Raw genomic sequence first — 13,974 nt, 5'->3', positions numbered from 1 at the left:
AGCGTTGAATCCATCGAACACTCCCTACCAAGATATCGGTCTCACTTCACTCTTGGCGAGACTGACAGCTTAGGAGTGGCTTACCGAGAGGGACCAAAATAAAGCAGAGAGGACTGAGAACTCAGCCGACGGTCGCTAGCACTCGGACATCTGTGTCCGAGTGTCGTTCGCGCTGAGTTCGAGCACCCCGTTCTTGCAGGAAGTTCTCGATTTCATCGGCCAGCGTATCAGCGTCCTCTCTCTCGACATGAACGATCAGCGTTGGCCGGTCTGGATCGTTATTGTCGATGACAAGCGATACGTCTTTGAATTCGTCCGGCTGTCTGTACGCCTCGAATTCCTCGGCGACCTGGTCAGCCAGGTCATCGAGAATATCCGCTGGGTCTGAGGTCATATTTGGATGAGGGGCGCTTTGAAGACGATCACACCTGACGGGCTTGGAGAGAATTCTATCGACTACTACCACCTCCGACAACCAGTTCGACAAGCAGGTGTTCAGAAGCGTCGTTTTACGAACCGCGAGAGACGTGTTTTCGCATAGAATGCAGAGATGTTACTGTTCGAGGTAGGTCGTCACCTGTTTCTGAAGATGCTTGAACGCATCCTCGGCAGTGTCCACGTCAGAAGCCCCTGTGATGACTATTTTCCCGTTGGCAAAAACCAAGAGAACGGCCGGGTGGTCAGCGGGCCGATAGATGAGACCGGGGAACTGTTCTGGCTCATATTCCACGGATTCCAAGCCCAACGCGATAGAGAGTGTATTCAGATCGACCGGGTCGTCCAGCTGTGCCGTACAGACAACGTTCTGTACCGTGAATCCGGTTTCAGTCTCTGCATCTACGATGTCCAACTCGGACAGTGTTGTGAGGAACGCGTCGTTCGTTTCGTACAACTGTTCGAACGTAGAGCACCCACTGATGATGTATTTCCCACTCCGATAAACCGTGATGAGCGGACCACCCTCAACAAGCCGAAGATAGAGACCATGGTAGTTCGAAGGGTCGTATTCGGTGTATGGCAGATCCAAATCGGACTCGACCTCGGCGACGTCGAGTTCCACACCCAAATCTCCCGACCCGACAGCGTTCGCAATAGATATCATTCGTCCTTTGCCTCTGTAGGAGAGACGACGTACGCCGCTGTTACTAATTCCGGTTCTTGGGGAGTAACGTGCTTCTCTTCCTCAAGCCTGGATAGCTCCTCTTCACGTTCTCGTCGTAGACTCTCGAGCTTCTGCTTCGCGTTCCCAATCGGCGCGGACATATCCGCACCCTGCTCAGCCCGCTGTTGGTACTGCTCTAACCGCTCCTCCCACTCTTCGATTTGCTCTTCGAAGTATCGCTCAGCGTGCTCACGTTTGATTTCGATCTCCCGTTCTCGTTCGGTTCGGGCCTCTTCAGCAAACGACTCAACGTGCGTCCACGCCTCCATCTCTGCGGCCTCGTAGAGGTCCTCAGCCATACTCGAGAGCCGATCAACCTCGTGCGACAACGAGACGTCACTGGGAGCGACCGTCTTCGAGAGTTGAGGAACATCCGTCGTTACACTGCCATCCGGGCGAGCGTAGAGGCGAACGAACTTCTCAGTCACCACGTCGCCGGCACCGGAGACGTAGCCAAGTCGGTAATTGAACAGGATTCCAGGCGGTCGAGACGCCGTCGCAGCGACCTTCGTCGCAATTTCACCCTGGATCCGGTCGCTGTCCAAGCAGAATTCGATGAGCGACTCGACGAGAGGATGGTCAAGCGAGATGAACTCGACATCATCCTCCTCCATCGCGATATCCTTGGTGAACGTGGCCCGTGGGTACTGTCGTGCTACCTGATTTCCACTCAGGACCTCAGGGACATCCAACTGGAACACGTCCCCTTCCATCCTGGCCGGCCCCGGTCGAACGCCCTTGATAGAGCCACCGAATTCGTCGAAGAACACTCGCACGAGCGTCTCGATATCGTCCTCGGACACCTCGCCGTGTTGACTGCGTTCGATCACGTCGAGAATCTCATCGTCTTCGCCGGAGAGGTCGAAGCGGTCGCGAATCAGGAACTCGTTTTCGACGGTCTGAATCGCTTCGCGTTTCTCCTCGATGGTCGCCTCGATATCGGCGACGACACGTTCAGTCGGCTCCCCTTCAGCGATAGCCGCCATTATAGTCTCGTCCAAGTCGACATCCTCGAGGACGCGACCGAGGACATCTGAGCGCATCCCGAGGTCCGACTCGATCTGGTTCGTCTTCTCGATGAGCAGGTTGAGGATCTCGCTCTCGCGGGTATCGGCAAAGAAGAGATTCCGAATCTCGACCGTGTGCTCCTGGCCGTAGCGGTGGAGCCGCCCCATCCGCTGGTCGATCCTGATGGGATTCCACGGGAGGTCGTAGTTCACCATGATGTGGGCGAACTGGAGGTTGAGCCCTTCCTGGGCGGCGTCGGTCGCGAGCATCAGGTTGGCCTCCTCCTCGAATTTGCTCATCTCTTCCCGTCGACGGGACTGCTCGAGGTCGCCGTACACCTGGGCGACATCATGGTCAGCGAAGACCTCGTCACGTAGATACTCCAGCGTGTCCGTGTATTCGGTGAAGATCAGGATTTTCTCGTCGGGGTCCTCTGAGAGAATGCGGTCGACGAACTGCCGGAGCAATCGGGCTTTCGAGTCCGTCTCGATGTTCTTGGCCTGCTGCCAGAGCTGTTTCACGCGGTCCAGCTCCTGCTGGACTTGCGACTGATTGAGCGTAATCGTGACCGTCTCAAGCGCCTCCTCGACCCGAGCGCGTTCTGCGTCGGTGAGCGTCTCGGGTTCGGTACTATACCGCGGAATGAGGTCCTGAACCTCGTCAGGGAGGTCTTCTGCGACGGCGTCGTTCTGAATCGCCCGCATCCGGTTTTCGAGGGACTTCCGGATCGCGTAGATACTCGAGACCAGCCGCTTCTGGTAGATGACCATCGTGAACCCCGCCGCCTGGTTCTCCTCCTGCTGGGCGAGGTTGTAGTACTCGCGGATGTACTCGGTGACGTCGTCGTACAGCTTCCGCTCCTCGCGAGTCATCTCGACCGGGAGTGCCTCGATGTTCTTCTCGGGGAACATTCGGGTCCCGTCGGTCTCGTACATATCGTCCTTCAGCCGGCGGATCATCAGGTCCTCAAGCGCCTCGGGACTGATCTGCGACTCGTGGCTGAAGCGATACGGATCGAGCAGGCTCAGGAGGAAGTAGAATTGGTCTGATTTCCCCTTATGCGGGGTCCCGGTGAGCAACAGCAGCGCATCGGAGTTATCGGCGACGGCCTCACCAACTTGGTATCGCTGTGTCCGCTCGATGGAGTCATCGCTCGACCGTCTGGCCGTAAGGTGATGGGCCTCGTCGAAGACCGCGACGTCCCACTCCTCGTCGAGATTCTGGAGGGCATCGAGGACGGAGACGCGGTCCGACTCGGGGTCGTCGGTGGTCTGCTTCGCGAAGTCGATGGAGGTGATGATGAGGTCCTCCTGTTTCCAGACGTTCTGGTTGGGGTGGGACTTCCGATGTGTACGGACCGTCTCGCGGTCGTAAATGACGAAGTTGCGGTCGAACTTCTCGCGCATTTCCTCCTGCCACTGGACGGTCAGCGGCGCCGGCGCAACGATGAGTACCCGGTCGGCGCGGTCGCGGGCGATGAGCTCTTCGATGACGATCCCGGCTTCGATGGTCTTCCCGAGGCCGACCTCGTCGCCGATGAGGTAGCGGTGGTCGTAGGAATTGAGAATCTCGTAGGCGGCTTGGACTTGATAGGGTTCGATCTCGATGCGGTTGCTGGTCAGCGAGAGGAATCGGTCGTACTTGTAGGCGAGATCGAGTCGGATCGCCCGCTCCCGAAGATCGTAATGGAGCGGGGCGTCGGATTGGCCGGCTGCGAGCCGGTCGACAAGCGAATCGAGTTTCTCGATGTGAGGGAGGCCGCTGGGGAGTTTGCGGAGCTGCCCCTCCGAGGTGTAGACGTGGAGGAGGTGCCCGCCGTTGGGCCGTTCCTCTATTTTCGTGATTTCTCCACGCCCGCCAGCGAACTTGACGTGGTCGCCGACCTCAAATTCAGTCATTCCTCAATCAGGTCAGATAGTGCATCTTCGATGAGAATTCTCTCCTCTTCAGATATATCATAGAGCGTATAAACGAGATCGTCAATCTGGCCTTCTGCTTCTTGGATTCTCTCTTGGATCTCCTCAGACCTCGCCTTCACGTCAATAAATCGCTCCAGCCCGTTTCTACAACTATTGACATCCGGAAGCGTCAGAGACACCAACCGATCTACCAAGGAGTTCGTTGATGTTGCCGTTTCTCTGAAATCTGCGAAACCTCCAGCTTCATCCACTGCTATGGGAATAAATTCGCTAAGCAAAGCCCGAGCCGTGTCAGATAAATTTGTGAACCTCATCGCAGGAATCAGATCAGTCTCGGTGTACCCCCACTGATCGGTTTCAAAATCATCCGGGTCCTCAGGTTTGTACCGAGCTGAAGCTAAAAGCGTGAGGCTGTCATCACGTTCTCGTAATTCAACGCTCCCTATTCTTAGACTGTCCCGCTCATCAGTGGTGTCCGTTAGAATTGAATCTGAAACCCCTTCTGCTGGGAAGTAGATATCACCCAACGTGTCACCGTCGTCATATCCACCAATATAATCGAGGAGATCAAGATTGAGATTCCCAAGTTCATCTTTTAAATCCAGTAGCTCCTGTACAAGTTCCTCTATCTGTCCAGCTATTTCGGCATCACTCGTCCCATTAGACTCGTATATCCTTTCGTCCGGGCGAATATCCTTGATTGGCAGACTTCCCACGTATTGAGCCTTGGGCCGAAGGTATCCCCCGCGGGCTTTCGCACATTCTACAGCAAGGATCCATTCCAACAGGGCAGAATTGAGTAATCCCAGATAGTATCGATCAGAGGATTGGAGTATGAACCCAGTTGTGGTTACGACACTGCCACTAGAATCAATTGTATAATGAGCCCTTCTAGATATATCAGGATAGACGATTTTTTCCTTGGAAGGTTCAACATTTTTGTTCACTTGCTGTAGTTCGTACCACTCCATCTCCCCTTTCGGATATTTGTCCTCGATAATAGCCCGATCAACGAGATCCTCTTTATATTGTTCAAGATAATTCGCCGTCACGTCATAATTATCTATATCTGCTACTTTGACCCCATCTTCTGTCCGGACATAGGGGTACATAATATAGCTGTTCGGCTTTGGAGGTCTGAATCGCTTGATTTCTTTTCCGAAGATAATGGGTCGGAAGAGCTCTGTATCTTCTGTGCCTCCGAAAAGTTCGATTATCTTGTCCTCATCAATAATCAGAACATCATTGAGTCCAGATTTCACTCCAACAAGAGGATCCCCAATTGCCTCATCAACTGGCTCCCCGATTTTCGAAACTCTCTCTTTTAACTCCCTTTCTCTTTGCCCAAGGAAGGTCCACTCCTCGTCAGAGAAGTATGATTGATCCACTTCTTTTCGGACTTCTTCAACTCTATCTGGTAAAGAGGTGAATTCTAAATCATCTATTTGCGCATATTTGAACGGCTGTGTTGGGGAGTCATTTGAGAGAATCATAATCGCAGGGTAGGCACTAACCTCCGGACCGAAGACTGGAAGATCCTGAAAATCAATAAATTCCTCAATTTGGTGATCGCCGATTAATTTTCTAAGGCCCTTCCCAGATTTCACCTTTGTGAATTTATGTGATAGTATGTATGAGAGACGACCCTGTTCACGGACCAGTTCGGTTGCCTGTTCCACGAAATATGCGTAAATATCCGCTCGACCATGATACACAGAGAACTCCTTCTGGAGATAGTCTTTAAAGCTGGTAATCAACTCTTGACGTACATACGGTGGATTACCGATGACTGCATCAAACCCAGGAGAGTCTATATCTTGACCGTCGCTTGTGTAATAAACTTCTGGGAATTCCAATTTCCAGTGAAAGTACTCATCAGTATCCGCCCATTTTTGCGCGTCTTTAAACCACTGCATCTCTTGGATTTCACTCCACTCCTCATCGTCTTCAAGGGCAGCAGCCATCTGCTTATACGCGTCAGACGGGAGATTATCCAACCCAAAGTCCTCTGCAGTGTGAACATTTGTCATCGCCTCAAGCCGCTGTCGAAGCTTGTTCTGCTCGAACTCATCGTACTTAGCCTCCATCTCCTTGACATCGGCGAGGTCCTGGTTCTCAATGGCGATGAAGTCCTGATAGATCCGCATTAGCTGCTCGATGGTCCCCTTTCGAGCCACACCGAAGTCCGCGAGCGTCGCGTTCTGCCCGCCACCGCCAGCATCAGATTCCAGTTCCTCGATTTCCTCGATGTCACTGCCGACCAGCGAGTTCCCCGTTTTTAGGTGGTGGTCCAGGAATGCGAGCGGCTGTTCAGCCGCGAGCGTCCGGAGCCAGAGCGAGACCTTGGCGAGCTCGACAGCGAGTGGGTTCAAGTCGACGCCGTAGATACAGCGCTGGGCAACCTGCCGGCGGGCCCAGTTGATATCGTGACCCTCGTCGACGGTTTCGATACCCTGCTGGGCGGCCTGGCGCTCTTGGGCGTCGATGATCTCGCGGGCGAGATAGTCGATGGCACTCGTCAGGAAGTGGCCACTCCCCATCGCGGGATCGAGGATTTTCAGGTCGAACACTCCCTCAGCGAACTCCTCAGCAAAGCCACCCCCGTCGAACGCACTCTGGCCCACAAGACTGCCTCGGATATCGTCGACAAGCGGGCCGAGAGTCTCCTCGACGATGTACTCAACGACGTACTCCGGCGTGTAGTAGGACCCTGTGGCTTTCCGTTCACCAGAGCCAGTCGTGAGGTGGACTTCGCCCTCCTCGACGATCACTTCGACACCCTCGCCGGCGGGGACGTACTCACCGTCTTCCAGCGCGAGCGGTTCGTCGGCGACGTCAAGCTGGTACTCAAGAAGCCCTTCGTATATGCTCCCGAGGTGGCGGACGTCCAGCGATGAGTAGTCGACGAAGATCTTCCCGCCGCCGTTGCCGTTCTGACTCCGGGTGAGCAGTTCGATCACTTGAGCGAGGTAGGCGTCCCCGACCTGGTGGGTCGCGAGGAACCGGGCTTCGACGCTGTCGTCCTCGTCCGGGTCAGTTCTGAACAGTCCGCCGTTGTACGCTGGGATGTAAAGGTCCTCCTCAGGGATACCGCGCGACTGACTGCCCTGGTCGATGAGTTTGAACAGCTCGTCCAGTCGGTCCCAGAGGTTGTCTTGCCAGTCGCGATACTTCGGATTCGGGCTGTCAAGTTCTTCAGCGACGTTCTGCTTGAGCGTATTCAGACTGTACGACTCCTCGTAGATCTCGTTGTTCGTATCGAGCAGGTCACGACCCTCACTCTCTGCGTAGAGGACGAAGATCAGCCGATAAAGGTAGATGAGAGAACTGTCGTGAATGAGGTCAAGATCCTCTTCGGAGAGGTCGTTGTCCGGGTACTGCATGAACCCTTCCGAGAGGACCTTGATCGCCTCGTAGATGTTGTCCTGGAGGTCGGCCCCCAACTCCTGGGCGAAGACGTTAGACTCGTCGTAGACTTCGTCCAGGAAGCACTCGCCGGTGGAATCCTCGAGGAACGCGCCATGCCTGAAGAAGAGGTAGAAGTATTTGAAATCCTCAAGATCGCCCTTTTCGAGGACGGTCGGCAGGTCGATCTCGTAGTAGGAGTCTAGGCGGTGGCTCGTCGGGCCGTAGTAGAGCCGCCATTTCTTCCCATCAGTAAGCACGGCCCATCGCGCCGGAGTCTCCTGCAGATAGACGTGAATCTGGTAGCTCGGGTTCTCGAAGTCCCGCTCGTGTTCTCCGCTCCCACGGGTGTCGAGTGGACGACCCCAGCGCTTGGCGTCCGCGACGGCGACGGCGTCCTTGTAGAAATCGCCACCTTCCTCACGGCGCTCGAACGCGCCACGGGCGGCGTCCTCGGACTCAAAAAAACCGTAGTCAGGGCGTCGCTGGGTCCGGCTGGTACTCTCTTCGACCTCGAAGGGAATACCCAGCTTCCGGAACATCGGCCGAATGAACTTTTCTTCGAGCTGGGACTCGTTGCGTTTGGGTGCAGTCCCGCTCTCGCGATCCCACAGCTCCATTATGTCCGCTTTCGCCTCGCGGAGTTCGTCGTCGCCGATTTCATCCCATGCCTCAGTCTCGGGGAGATGCTCGTCGAGGTAGTAGTTCGAGAATAGGTCGCGATTCGTCCGGTAGGTGAGTGCCGTTTGCATGAATTATCGTGGTGTAACGATGAGGAACCGATCTGCGTCCTTACTGTCGATGAGCGCGTGAGCGACGTCTTTAGTATCAGCAACGTCGACGTCGACATCGTCGCCGATCTCGGCTTGAAGCTCTTCGAGCTCCGAGCCAGAGATATTGACTCGCCCAGAGTTACCCGAATTCCGGGCGATTGATTTGCGAGTCATGCGCGATGCTTGGGCTAACTGACCGACATAATATAGTCTTTACTTAGACTATTCCGAGTCAGGTTTCACGACTGGGTGGACGATTACCTGAAAATCAATTAATCGGGGCGAAGATCGCGCCATCGGACGTCGACAGTCTCCCCATCCTCCAAGTTAACGCGGAAGAGATACCCCTCTCGTTCATCCCCAGTTACAGCACCTGCATCGTCTGAAATAACCTCAACAACTGTTCCCCGACGCCCGTGGAGTCGGTTATGATCTGGATCCGTCTCGTCCGGGATGTCAATCCGAACCGAGTCTCCAGTATTGAAGCGTCTCATAGCGTTTTCAGCGGGTTTGTGTCCAAAAGAGGGTGGCTAGTCCAACCAAGAAAATCCCACCAACACCAAAGCCAATTATCGATGGAGCTGGCAATGAGGGAACGGATTCTTGGACAAGAGATGTGAGAATGAACCCGCCCGCGTACCCCCCTACAGAGACGTATCCGGCGGCCAGTAGACGAACGAACCATTGTTCCACAATCGTATGCGACCGGTGGTCGGCATCCTCTGCTGGACGAGGATCAACTATCTCTGGGTCGGGTTTCTCACGTTTCAGATATCGCCATTCATCGAGATACATACGAACTGGCAGGACCGACTCGATCTCGTTCAAGATGGCGTATCGAGCTTTGTTCAGGCGACGGTACGATTGAAGACTCTGATACCAGAAGTAGCAGATCAGACTGCCGAATCCTGATGCAAAGAGGACAATTACAGCATTAGTGGTGGTGAGGTCGCCACGGGCAAGCGCAAAGAGGCCGGCGAGTATCGAGGTCAAAATCAGACCAAAAAAGCGGTTCATTTGGACCCGCTGATTGGCTGTCTCAATTGCCACCTCTCCGTAGTGAATGTACTGCTCCATCACCCGGTCTTTTTCATCTTCGCTCAGATCGGCTAAGGGACCAGCAGTGACATCGCCTTCCTCAGATGATTCATCAGGATCCCCCCCAGTGACCTCCTCAGAATGTTCGGGTTCTGTTTCAGGCGTGTCCTTCTCGTCAGGGTCAGTCCCCTCCTCCTTGGGAGTGACCGCAGCTTCATCGGCTGAATCAGGCATGGTCAGCGAGCGCGTCGACGAGAGAGGCTTTTCGCCACCCGACCTGAGTGTCTGCGATTTCCTGTATCTTCGACGGAATCTTCGATTGTCCCTCTGGAATGATTGCGATGACCGGCTTATCCAGTTCTTCAGCGAGTTCCAATTCTTCAGGGATCCATTTGCTGTGGGCCCCGTACATCCCACTGCTAACGATCACGACCGACGCGGTCTTCATTTGATTTCGTAGTTCAGAACGAAGAGCAGACTCAGTGTCCACCGGTAATGGGTCGGTTGAGGGAACGCTATGATTTTGCCACTTGAGCGACGGAACCTCGTCGAGGAAATCGACAATACGTTCGTAGTGATCGTCGTACTCCCAAGAATGGGAGACAAAGACGTTGTACTGCTTGTCGTCAAGTCGGTTCGCGGCGCGTGCTAAGCGAGGGAGTGATTGGCCAGTATTTCCGCCTGAAGACGAAGAGGACTCTTGAGTAGACGAACCTGCGGAGGCCAAGGCTTCCAGCCCTTTGTAGGCCGCATATAGGAGCAAAGCGCCGCCAGCGAGCTTTTGTCCAGACGAGAGACCCTGCTGGTTCTGCGTGTCTGCAGAACTGCGGCTCAGAGAATTATCAGTCGGGACAAGACCGGACTGTTGGTCCTTCGGTTCAAACAGCGACGATCGAGAGGAACTGAGCTCTGGGAGGCTGCCATCCCCAGTTTGCGTGACTGTATAAACAGGTCCGAGTTCTCGAACTGTGAATTCAGTTCCGAGATCGTGCCCCTTGTAGGTCGGCAGCAGACGATCTTCGTCATCGGTGTAGAATCCAGTAGGCAGACCACTAACGGCCGACTTCAAAACGAATCGCACTGCTGATTCGGAATTCGGACTGCCGCGAATATCGTCGAATGCAGCCTCCCAGGTGGTTTTCAATGGGGAGGAGGTGTTTTGACTCATGACCGTGTGGTCATTCTGTTTTTAAATAGTATAAGTTCTTCCCACTGAACTATCGACAACTGTAGATTCGGCACCAGAGTGGGCCATAGTACTAAACGAGTGAGCCGTCAACAATCCGCACATAGTAATGAGTTTCAACAGCAGATCCTCAAGCAATCGTCGGAGCGAATATAGATTGTTCATCTCGCACTCTTGGGAATACAGCGACGAGTACAATCGGATGGTGGAACTGCTTCGCGACTATCCGAATTTCAGTTTCCGAAACTACTCAGTCCCGAAGGTGGAGGAAATAGATGCCGACACCGAAGAGGAGCTGGAACAGGCACTTCGAGAAGACCAGATCAAGCCGGCCACGGTCGTGATAATACTCGGTGGTATGTACGTCGCCCACAGTAAATGGATCAAGAAAGAAACTATTTTAGCTGAAATCGAAGGGAAGCCAATTCTCGGCGTTACACCACACGGAAACAAGCAGATGCCTAATTTCGTTGAAGACCACGCAGATCAGATCGTGGGTTGGCGAGGAAAGAGCGTGGTAGAGGGGATTCGAGATTTGGCTGATTAAGTTGACGAGAGTGTGTATAAACTATTGAGGGAGAGTCTGGCTAGCGTCGAGACTGTTCCCGACGCCACGAATTGGGTAGAGTTCGATCGCTTTGTACTCTCCGTCGCCGTCAATATGACCCAGTTTTGAAAACAGAGACCGACTCTTGTCATTCGGTTCGTCGATGTAGTAGATCCCATCCTCGCAGTACTCCTTACACCAGGCCTGAATCAACTCCTTAGCAATTCCCCGGCGCCGGTATCGATCCCGGACAAACAGCTGTCGAAGAACCTGTATCCCATCGAGTTCTTCCCAAGTGACGTAACCAGCTGCGTCGTCATCTCGAATATAGAGCAATCCTTGGTGGTTCTCAGGGATGTATCGGGCGAATGATGAACTCGTGTCACCACCATAGCTGGTCATCGCGCCGATGACTCGCTCCGTCTTGTCTATTGGGCGACCATCAGAATATGCGAGAAAGGAATCTTCAGATCCGATTTCTACGATGTCATCCGGAGTTGAATCGGTGAAAAGCCACTCAGCACTGAACACCTCGTCGAGATCCAATCTACGGCCCTGATACTCGATACCGTATAATCTCATACAGTCACGACAGCGGAATTCCGCTGACTCCTCAATTTCAGACATCCCCGGAACACGTCCAACTGACGGGTCGCCAATCCCTGAGCAATCGCAGTCCTGTCTGAGTTCCTCGAATTTGTCTCCCTTCCCTGATTGACTATACGGAACAAATCCCATCTTCCAATGCTCCTCTATCGCCTCGCCGAGTTCTTGAGCGAGTTTTTGAGCGACTCTCGCGTCTTTACCCACAAATGTAACGACGGCATCAAGGAGGTCGTCGACGTGAATAATCGGATCTTCAGACAACTCGTATTCTGTGAGCAATTGCCACCCACTAGGTGCCCGGTAAATCATCCGAAGATAGTCTTCACAGAGAAACGAAACAGCAACGACCTCGATCCCGTCATCTGTTTCAATATAGAGGGGAATCGTTTGATCGATCTCCTCACGTTGAGCAAGAGTTTCGAGCCAAGAGTGATCCCCGAGACCCGCTGGAAGTGGAATATTCAAACTCATTTCCGTATCAAAAAGTGGCCCTGTTTCAATATAAATGATAGGCGACTACCACTATGTAGTTATATAAAACCCGCATACGACAAATCGAGATATGGAAACCAAGCGGATCGCTGAGGTCGTGGAAAATATAAATTATTCTTACCTATTACCAGCGATTCAGCGCGAGTTCGTCTGGGAAACAAGTGACATCGTCGATCTGTTTGATTCCCTGTTACGGGACTATCCGATCGGTGCACTTCTTCAGTGGAACCTCTCCGCCGAGGAAGCGCAGGCTCAGCCCAAATATCGGTTCGTCACTCACTACGTCGACGAACCAAACTTTCCGCAGTCACTGACAACCCCGACCCATCGGAACCCCCCGCACAATTCCGAAGACCCACTCCCGTCACCGGTCAAACTAGTTCTCGACGGCCAGCAGCGGCTGACCGCGCTCAATATCGGACTCACCGGATCATTCTACGAGCGGAAACACAACCACCCTCGAAACAAGGCCAGTTCCTGGGTCCAGAAGCGACTCTATCTCAACCTCCTCTCTGATCCGCAGACGGCAGACTCGGAACTCGGTAATAAATACGACTTCTCCTTCCGATCCGAGCAGTCAGCAACCGCGAATGCCTATTGGTATCCGGTCAACCGAATTACGTCTATCTCGGACAACGACGAATTTTATGCGGAACGGCAGGAGATCGAGAGTGAGATCCGAGAGCTAGTCGAAGATCACCCGGAGATAGAGAATTCCGATAGTCTGATTCTCAACGCCCAGCGCAATTTCGAGGACCTTTACCGGGCAGTCCACAAGGACGAGAAGCTCCACTTCTTTACCGAAGACGAGAACGACATCACCCGTGTTCGCGACGTCTTCGTTCGCATCAATCAAGGCGGAGTGACACCGAATCGCGCCGAAATCCTCCTCTCCTTGATGACCAGTAGCTGGCAACAAGAGTCGCCGGAAATCAACGCCCGTGACGAGGTTCACGCGATGGTCGACGAACTGAATGGGATCATCGACGGTGGGAACGCGCCCTTTGCCACGAAGCACATCCAGAAGGTGCTGCTCGCGATCAACGGCAATGAGATTCAATACCGATTCGATAACTACACGCTTGACCTGCTGCGGAATCTCAAGGATATCTGGCTCACGGATACGTTCTCGAACACGATGGAGCAACTTGCGGAGCTCTTGAACAGCTACTATCCGACGGTGACCTACATCCTCAGTCCCGCCCTCTACACGCCTATCGCCTACTATCTCTACCAGAACGAGAATCCCTCGCTCGATTCGACCTCCATCAAGGGTCGCGGCCGGCGTCGTGACATTCTCTACTACATCTGCGCGGCTCGACTCAACGGATTCACCAGCCAATCATCGAACCAGATCGCAGAACTCGTCCGGGACGTTATCCGAGAGGAAGAGAGCTCGGAGTTCCCACTAGAACGGATCAGTGATGAAGTGGCGTCCAGTTACGGGACCTCTCTCCGTTTCACCGAAGAAAAGCTTACCACACTTTTCGAGGAGCTCCAATACGGCAAGCGGGACATCGAGTTCCTCCTCCAGCTTTCGCACTATCCCGATGAACCGGCGCGAGGCAAGGACTACGATATTGACCACATTATCCCGAAATCAGTTCTCCCCGAGGAGGCGGATGCTGACCGAGTAGGGAACCTTCAGCTGCTGATCGACAAGACGAACAAGATGAAATCCGATGATGACTTCGAGGACTGGATGAAATCCCGTACGGACGACTACAAGCAGACTCATCATATCCCGGAGGGCGCCAAGGAGATGACGTTTGAGGAGTTCGTGGATGCCCGGGAGCAGCTCATCATGGAGCACATTCTCGAACACCAACCATTCTAAC

11 protein-coding genes are annotated in these 13,974 nt (G+C 53.8%); 2 read left to right on the top strand and 9 right to left on the bottom strand.

Features of this window, described 5'->3' with window-relative positions; all coding sequences use genetic code 11:
• Nucleotides 1–121 precede the first annotated feature (121 nt).
• From MUG96_RS24375 to MUG96_RS23335, 8 genes are all read right to left on the bottom strand, one after another.
• Nucleotides 122–394 (bottom strand): hypothetical protein, encoded by a 273-nt coding sequence (locus tag MUG96_RS24375; protein WP_082226617.1) that lies wholly within the window; start codon nt 392–394, stop codon nt 122–124.
• Between the two features lie 159 nt (nt 395–553).
• The gene (locus MUG96_RS23365; protein ID WP_049908458.1) at nt 554–1,102 is read right to left on the bottom strand and encodes a TATA-box-binding protein; all 549 of its coding nucleotides are present in this window, start codon (nt 1,100–1,102) and stop codon (nt 554–556) included.
• Nucleotides 1,099–4,068 (bottom strand): DEAD/DEAH box helicase, encoded by a 2,970-nt coding sequence (locus tag MUG96_RS23360; protein WP_246989515.1) that lies wholly within the window; start codon nt 4,066–4,068, stop codon nt 1,099–1,101. The genes MUG96_RS23365 and MUG96_RS23360 overlap by 4 nt, the downstream gene beginning before the upstream one ends.
• Entirely contained in the window at nt 4,065–8,246 is a 4,182-nt protein-coding gene (locus MUG96_RS23355) for an Eco57I restriction-modification methylase domain-containing protein (RefSeq protein WP_246989514.1), read from the bottom strand. The genes MUG96_RS23360 and MUG96_RS23355 overlap by 4 nt, the downstream gene beginning before the upstream one ends.
• A gap of 3 nt (nt 8,247–8,249) precedes the next feature.
• Entirely contained in the window at nt 8,250–8,441 is a 192-nt protein-coding gene (locus MUG96_RS23350) for a hypothetical protein (protein WP_246989513.1), read from the bottom strand.
• A gap of 98 nt (nt 8,442–8,539) precedes the next feature.
• Nucleotides 8,540–8,761, bottom strand: coding sequence for a DUF8139 family protein (locus MUG96_RS23345; RefSeq protein ID WP_246989512.1), 222 nt, complete (start codon nt 8,759–8,761; stop codon nt 8,540–8,542).
• 7 nt (nt 8,762–8,768) lie between these two features.
• Entirely contained in the window at nt 8,769–9,539 is a 771-nt protein-coding gene (locus MUG96_RS23340; RefSeq protein ID WP_246989511.1) for a RipA family octameric membrane protein, read from the bottom strand.
• The gene (locus MUG96_RS23335; protein ID WP_246989510.1) at nt 9,532–10,473 is read right to left on the bottom strand and encodes a TIR domain-containing protein; all 942 of its coding nucleotides are present in this window, start codon (nt 10,471–10,473) and stop codon (nt 9,532–9,534) included. Before MUG96_RS23335 ends, MUG96_RS23340 begins: the two co-directional genes overlap by 8 nt.
• 127 nt (nt 10,474–10,600) lie before the next feature.
• On the opposite strand from MUG96_RS23335, the gene MUG96_RS23330 reads away from it, so the two are divergent.
• Nucleotides 10,601–11,038, top strand: coding sequence for a TIR domain-containing protein (locus MUG96_RS23330; protein WP_256465457.1), 438 nt, complete (start codon nt 10,601–10,603; stop codon nt 11,036–11,038).
• Between the two features lie 21 nt (nt 11,039–11,059).
• Here MUG96_RS23330 and MUG96_RS23325 read toward each other — a convergent pair whose 3' ends face one another.
• Nucleotides 11,060–12,115, bottom strand: coding sequence for a GNAT family N-acetyltransferase (locus MUG96_RS23325; protein ID WP_246989593.1), 1,056 nt, complete (start codon nt 12,113–12,115; stop codon nt 11,060–11,062).
• A 91-nt stretch (nt 12,116–12,206) separates the two neighbouring features.
• On the opposite strand from MUG96_RS23325, the gene MUG96_RS23320 reads away from it, so the two are divergent.
• On the top strand, nt 12,207–13,973 hold the full coding sequence (locus MUG96_RS23320; RefSeq protein WP_246989592.1) for a DUF262 domain-containing protein: 1,767 nt from the start codon (nt 12,207–12,209) through the stop codon (nt 13,971–13,973).
• Nucleotide 13,974 lies beyond the last annotated feature (1 nt).

The organism is Halorientalis marina, assembly GCF_023028345.1.
GTDB classification, from domain to species: domain Archaea; phylum Halobacteriota; class Halobacteria; order Halobacteriales; family Haloarculaceae; genus Halorientalis; species Halorientalis marina.
The sequence above is the reverse complement of the archived record's forward strand: the minus strand, read 5'-3'. Positions and strand labels throughout refer to the sequence as shown.

Bases quoted from the DNA above. Each gene is read 5' to 3' on its own strand.
- MUG96_RS24375 (WP_082226617.1), bottom strand. From the start codon at position 394: ATGACCTCAGACCCAGCGGATATTCTCGATGACCTGGCTGACCAGGTC.
- MUG96_RS23365 (WP_049908458.1), bottom strand. From the start codon at position 1,102: ATGATATCTATTGCGAACGCTGTCGGGTCGGGAGATTTGGGTGTGGAA.
- MUG96_RS23360 (WP_246989515.1), bottom strand. From the start codon at position 4,068: ATGACTGAATTTGAGGTCGGCGACCACGTCAAGTTCGCTGGCGGGCGT.
- MUG96_RS23355 (WP_246989514.1), bottom strand. From the start codon at position 8,246: ATGCAAACGGCACTCACCTACCGGACGAATCGCGACCTATTCTCGAAC.
- MUG96_RS23350 (WP_246989513.1), bottom strand. From the start codon at position 8,441: ATGACTCGCAAATCAATCGCCCGGAATTCGGGTAACTCTGGGCGAGTC.
- MUG96_RS23345 (WP_246989512.1), bottom strand. From the start codon at position 8,761: ATGAGACGCTTCAATACTGGAGACTCGGTTCGGATTGACATCCCGGAC.
- MUG96_RS23340 (WP_246989511.1), bottom strand. From the start codon at position 9,539: ATGCCTGATTCAGCCGATGAAGCTGCGGTCACTCCCAAGGAGGAGGGG.
- MUG96_RS23335 (WP_246989510.1), bottom strand. From the start codon at position 10,473: ATGAGTCAAAACACCTCCTCCCCATTGAAAACCACCTGGGAGGCTGCA.
- MUG96_RS23330 (WP_256465457.1), top strand. From the start codon at position 10,601: ATGAGTTTCAACAGCAGATCCTCAAGCAATCGTCGGAGCGAATATAGA.
- MUG96_RS23325 (WP_246989593.1), bottom strand. From the start codon at position 12,115: ATGAGTTTGAATATTCCACTTCCAGCGGGTCTCGGGGATCACTCTTGG.
- MUG96_RS23320 (WP_246989592.1), top strand. From the start codon at position 12,207: ATGGAAACCAAGCGGATCGCTGAGGTCGTGGAAAATATAAATTATTCT.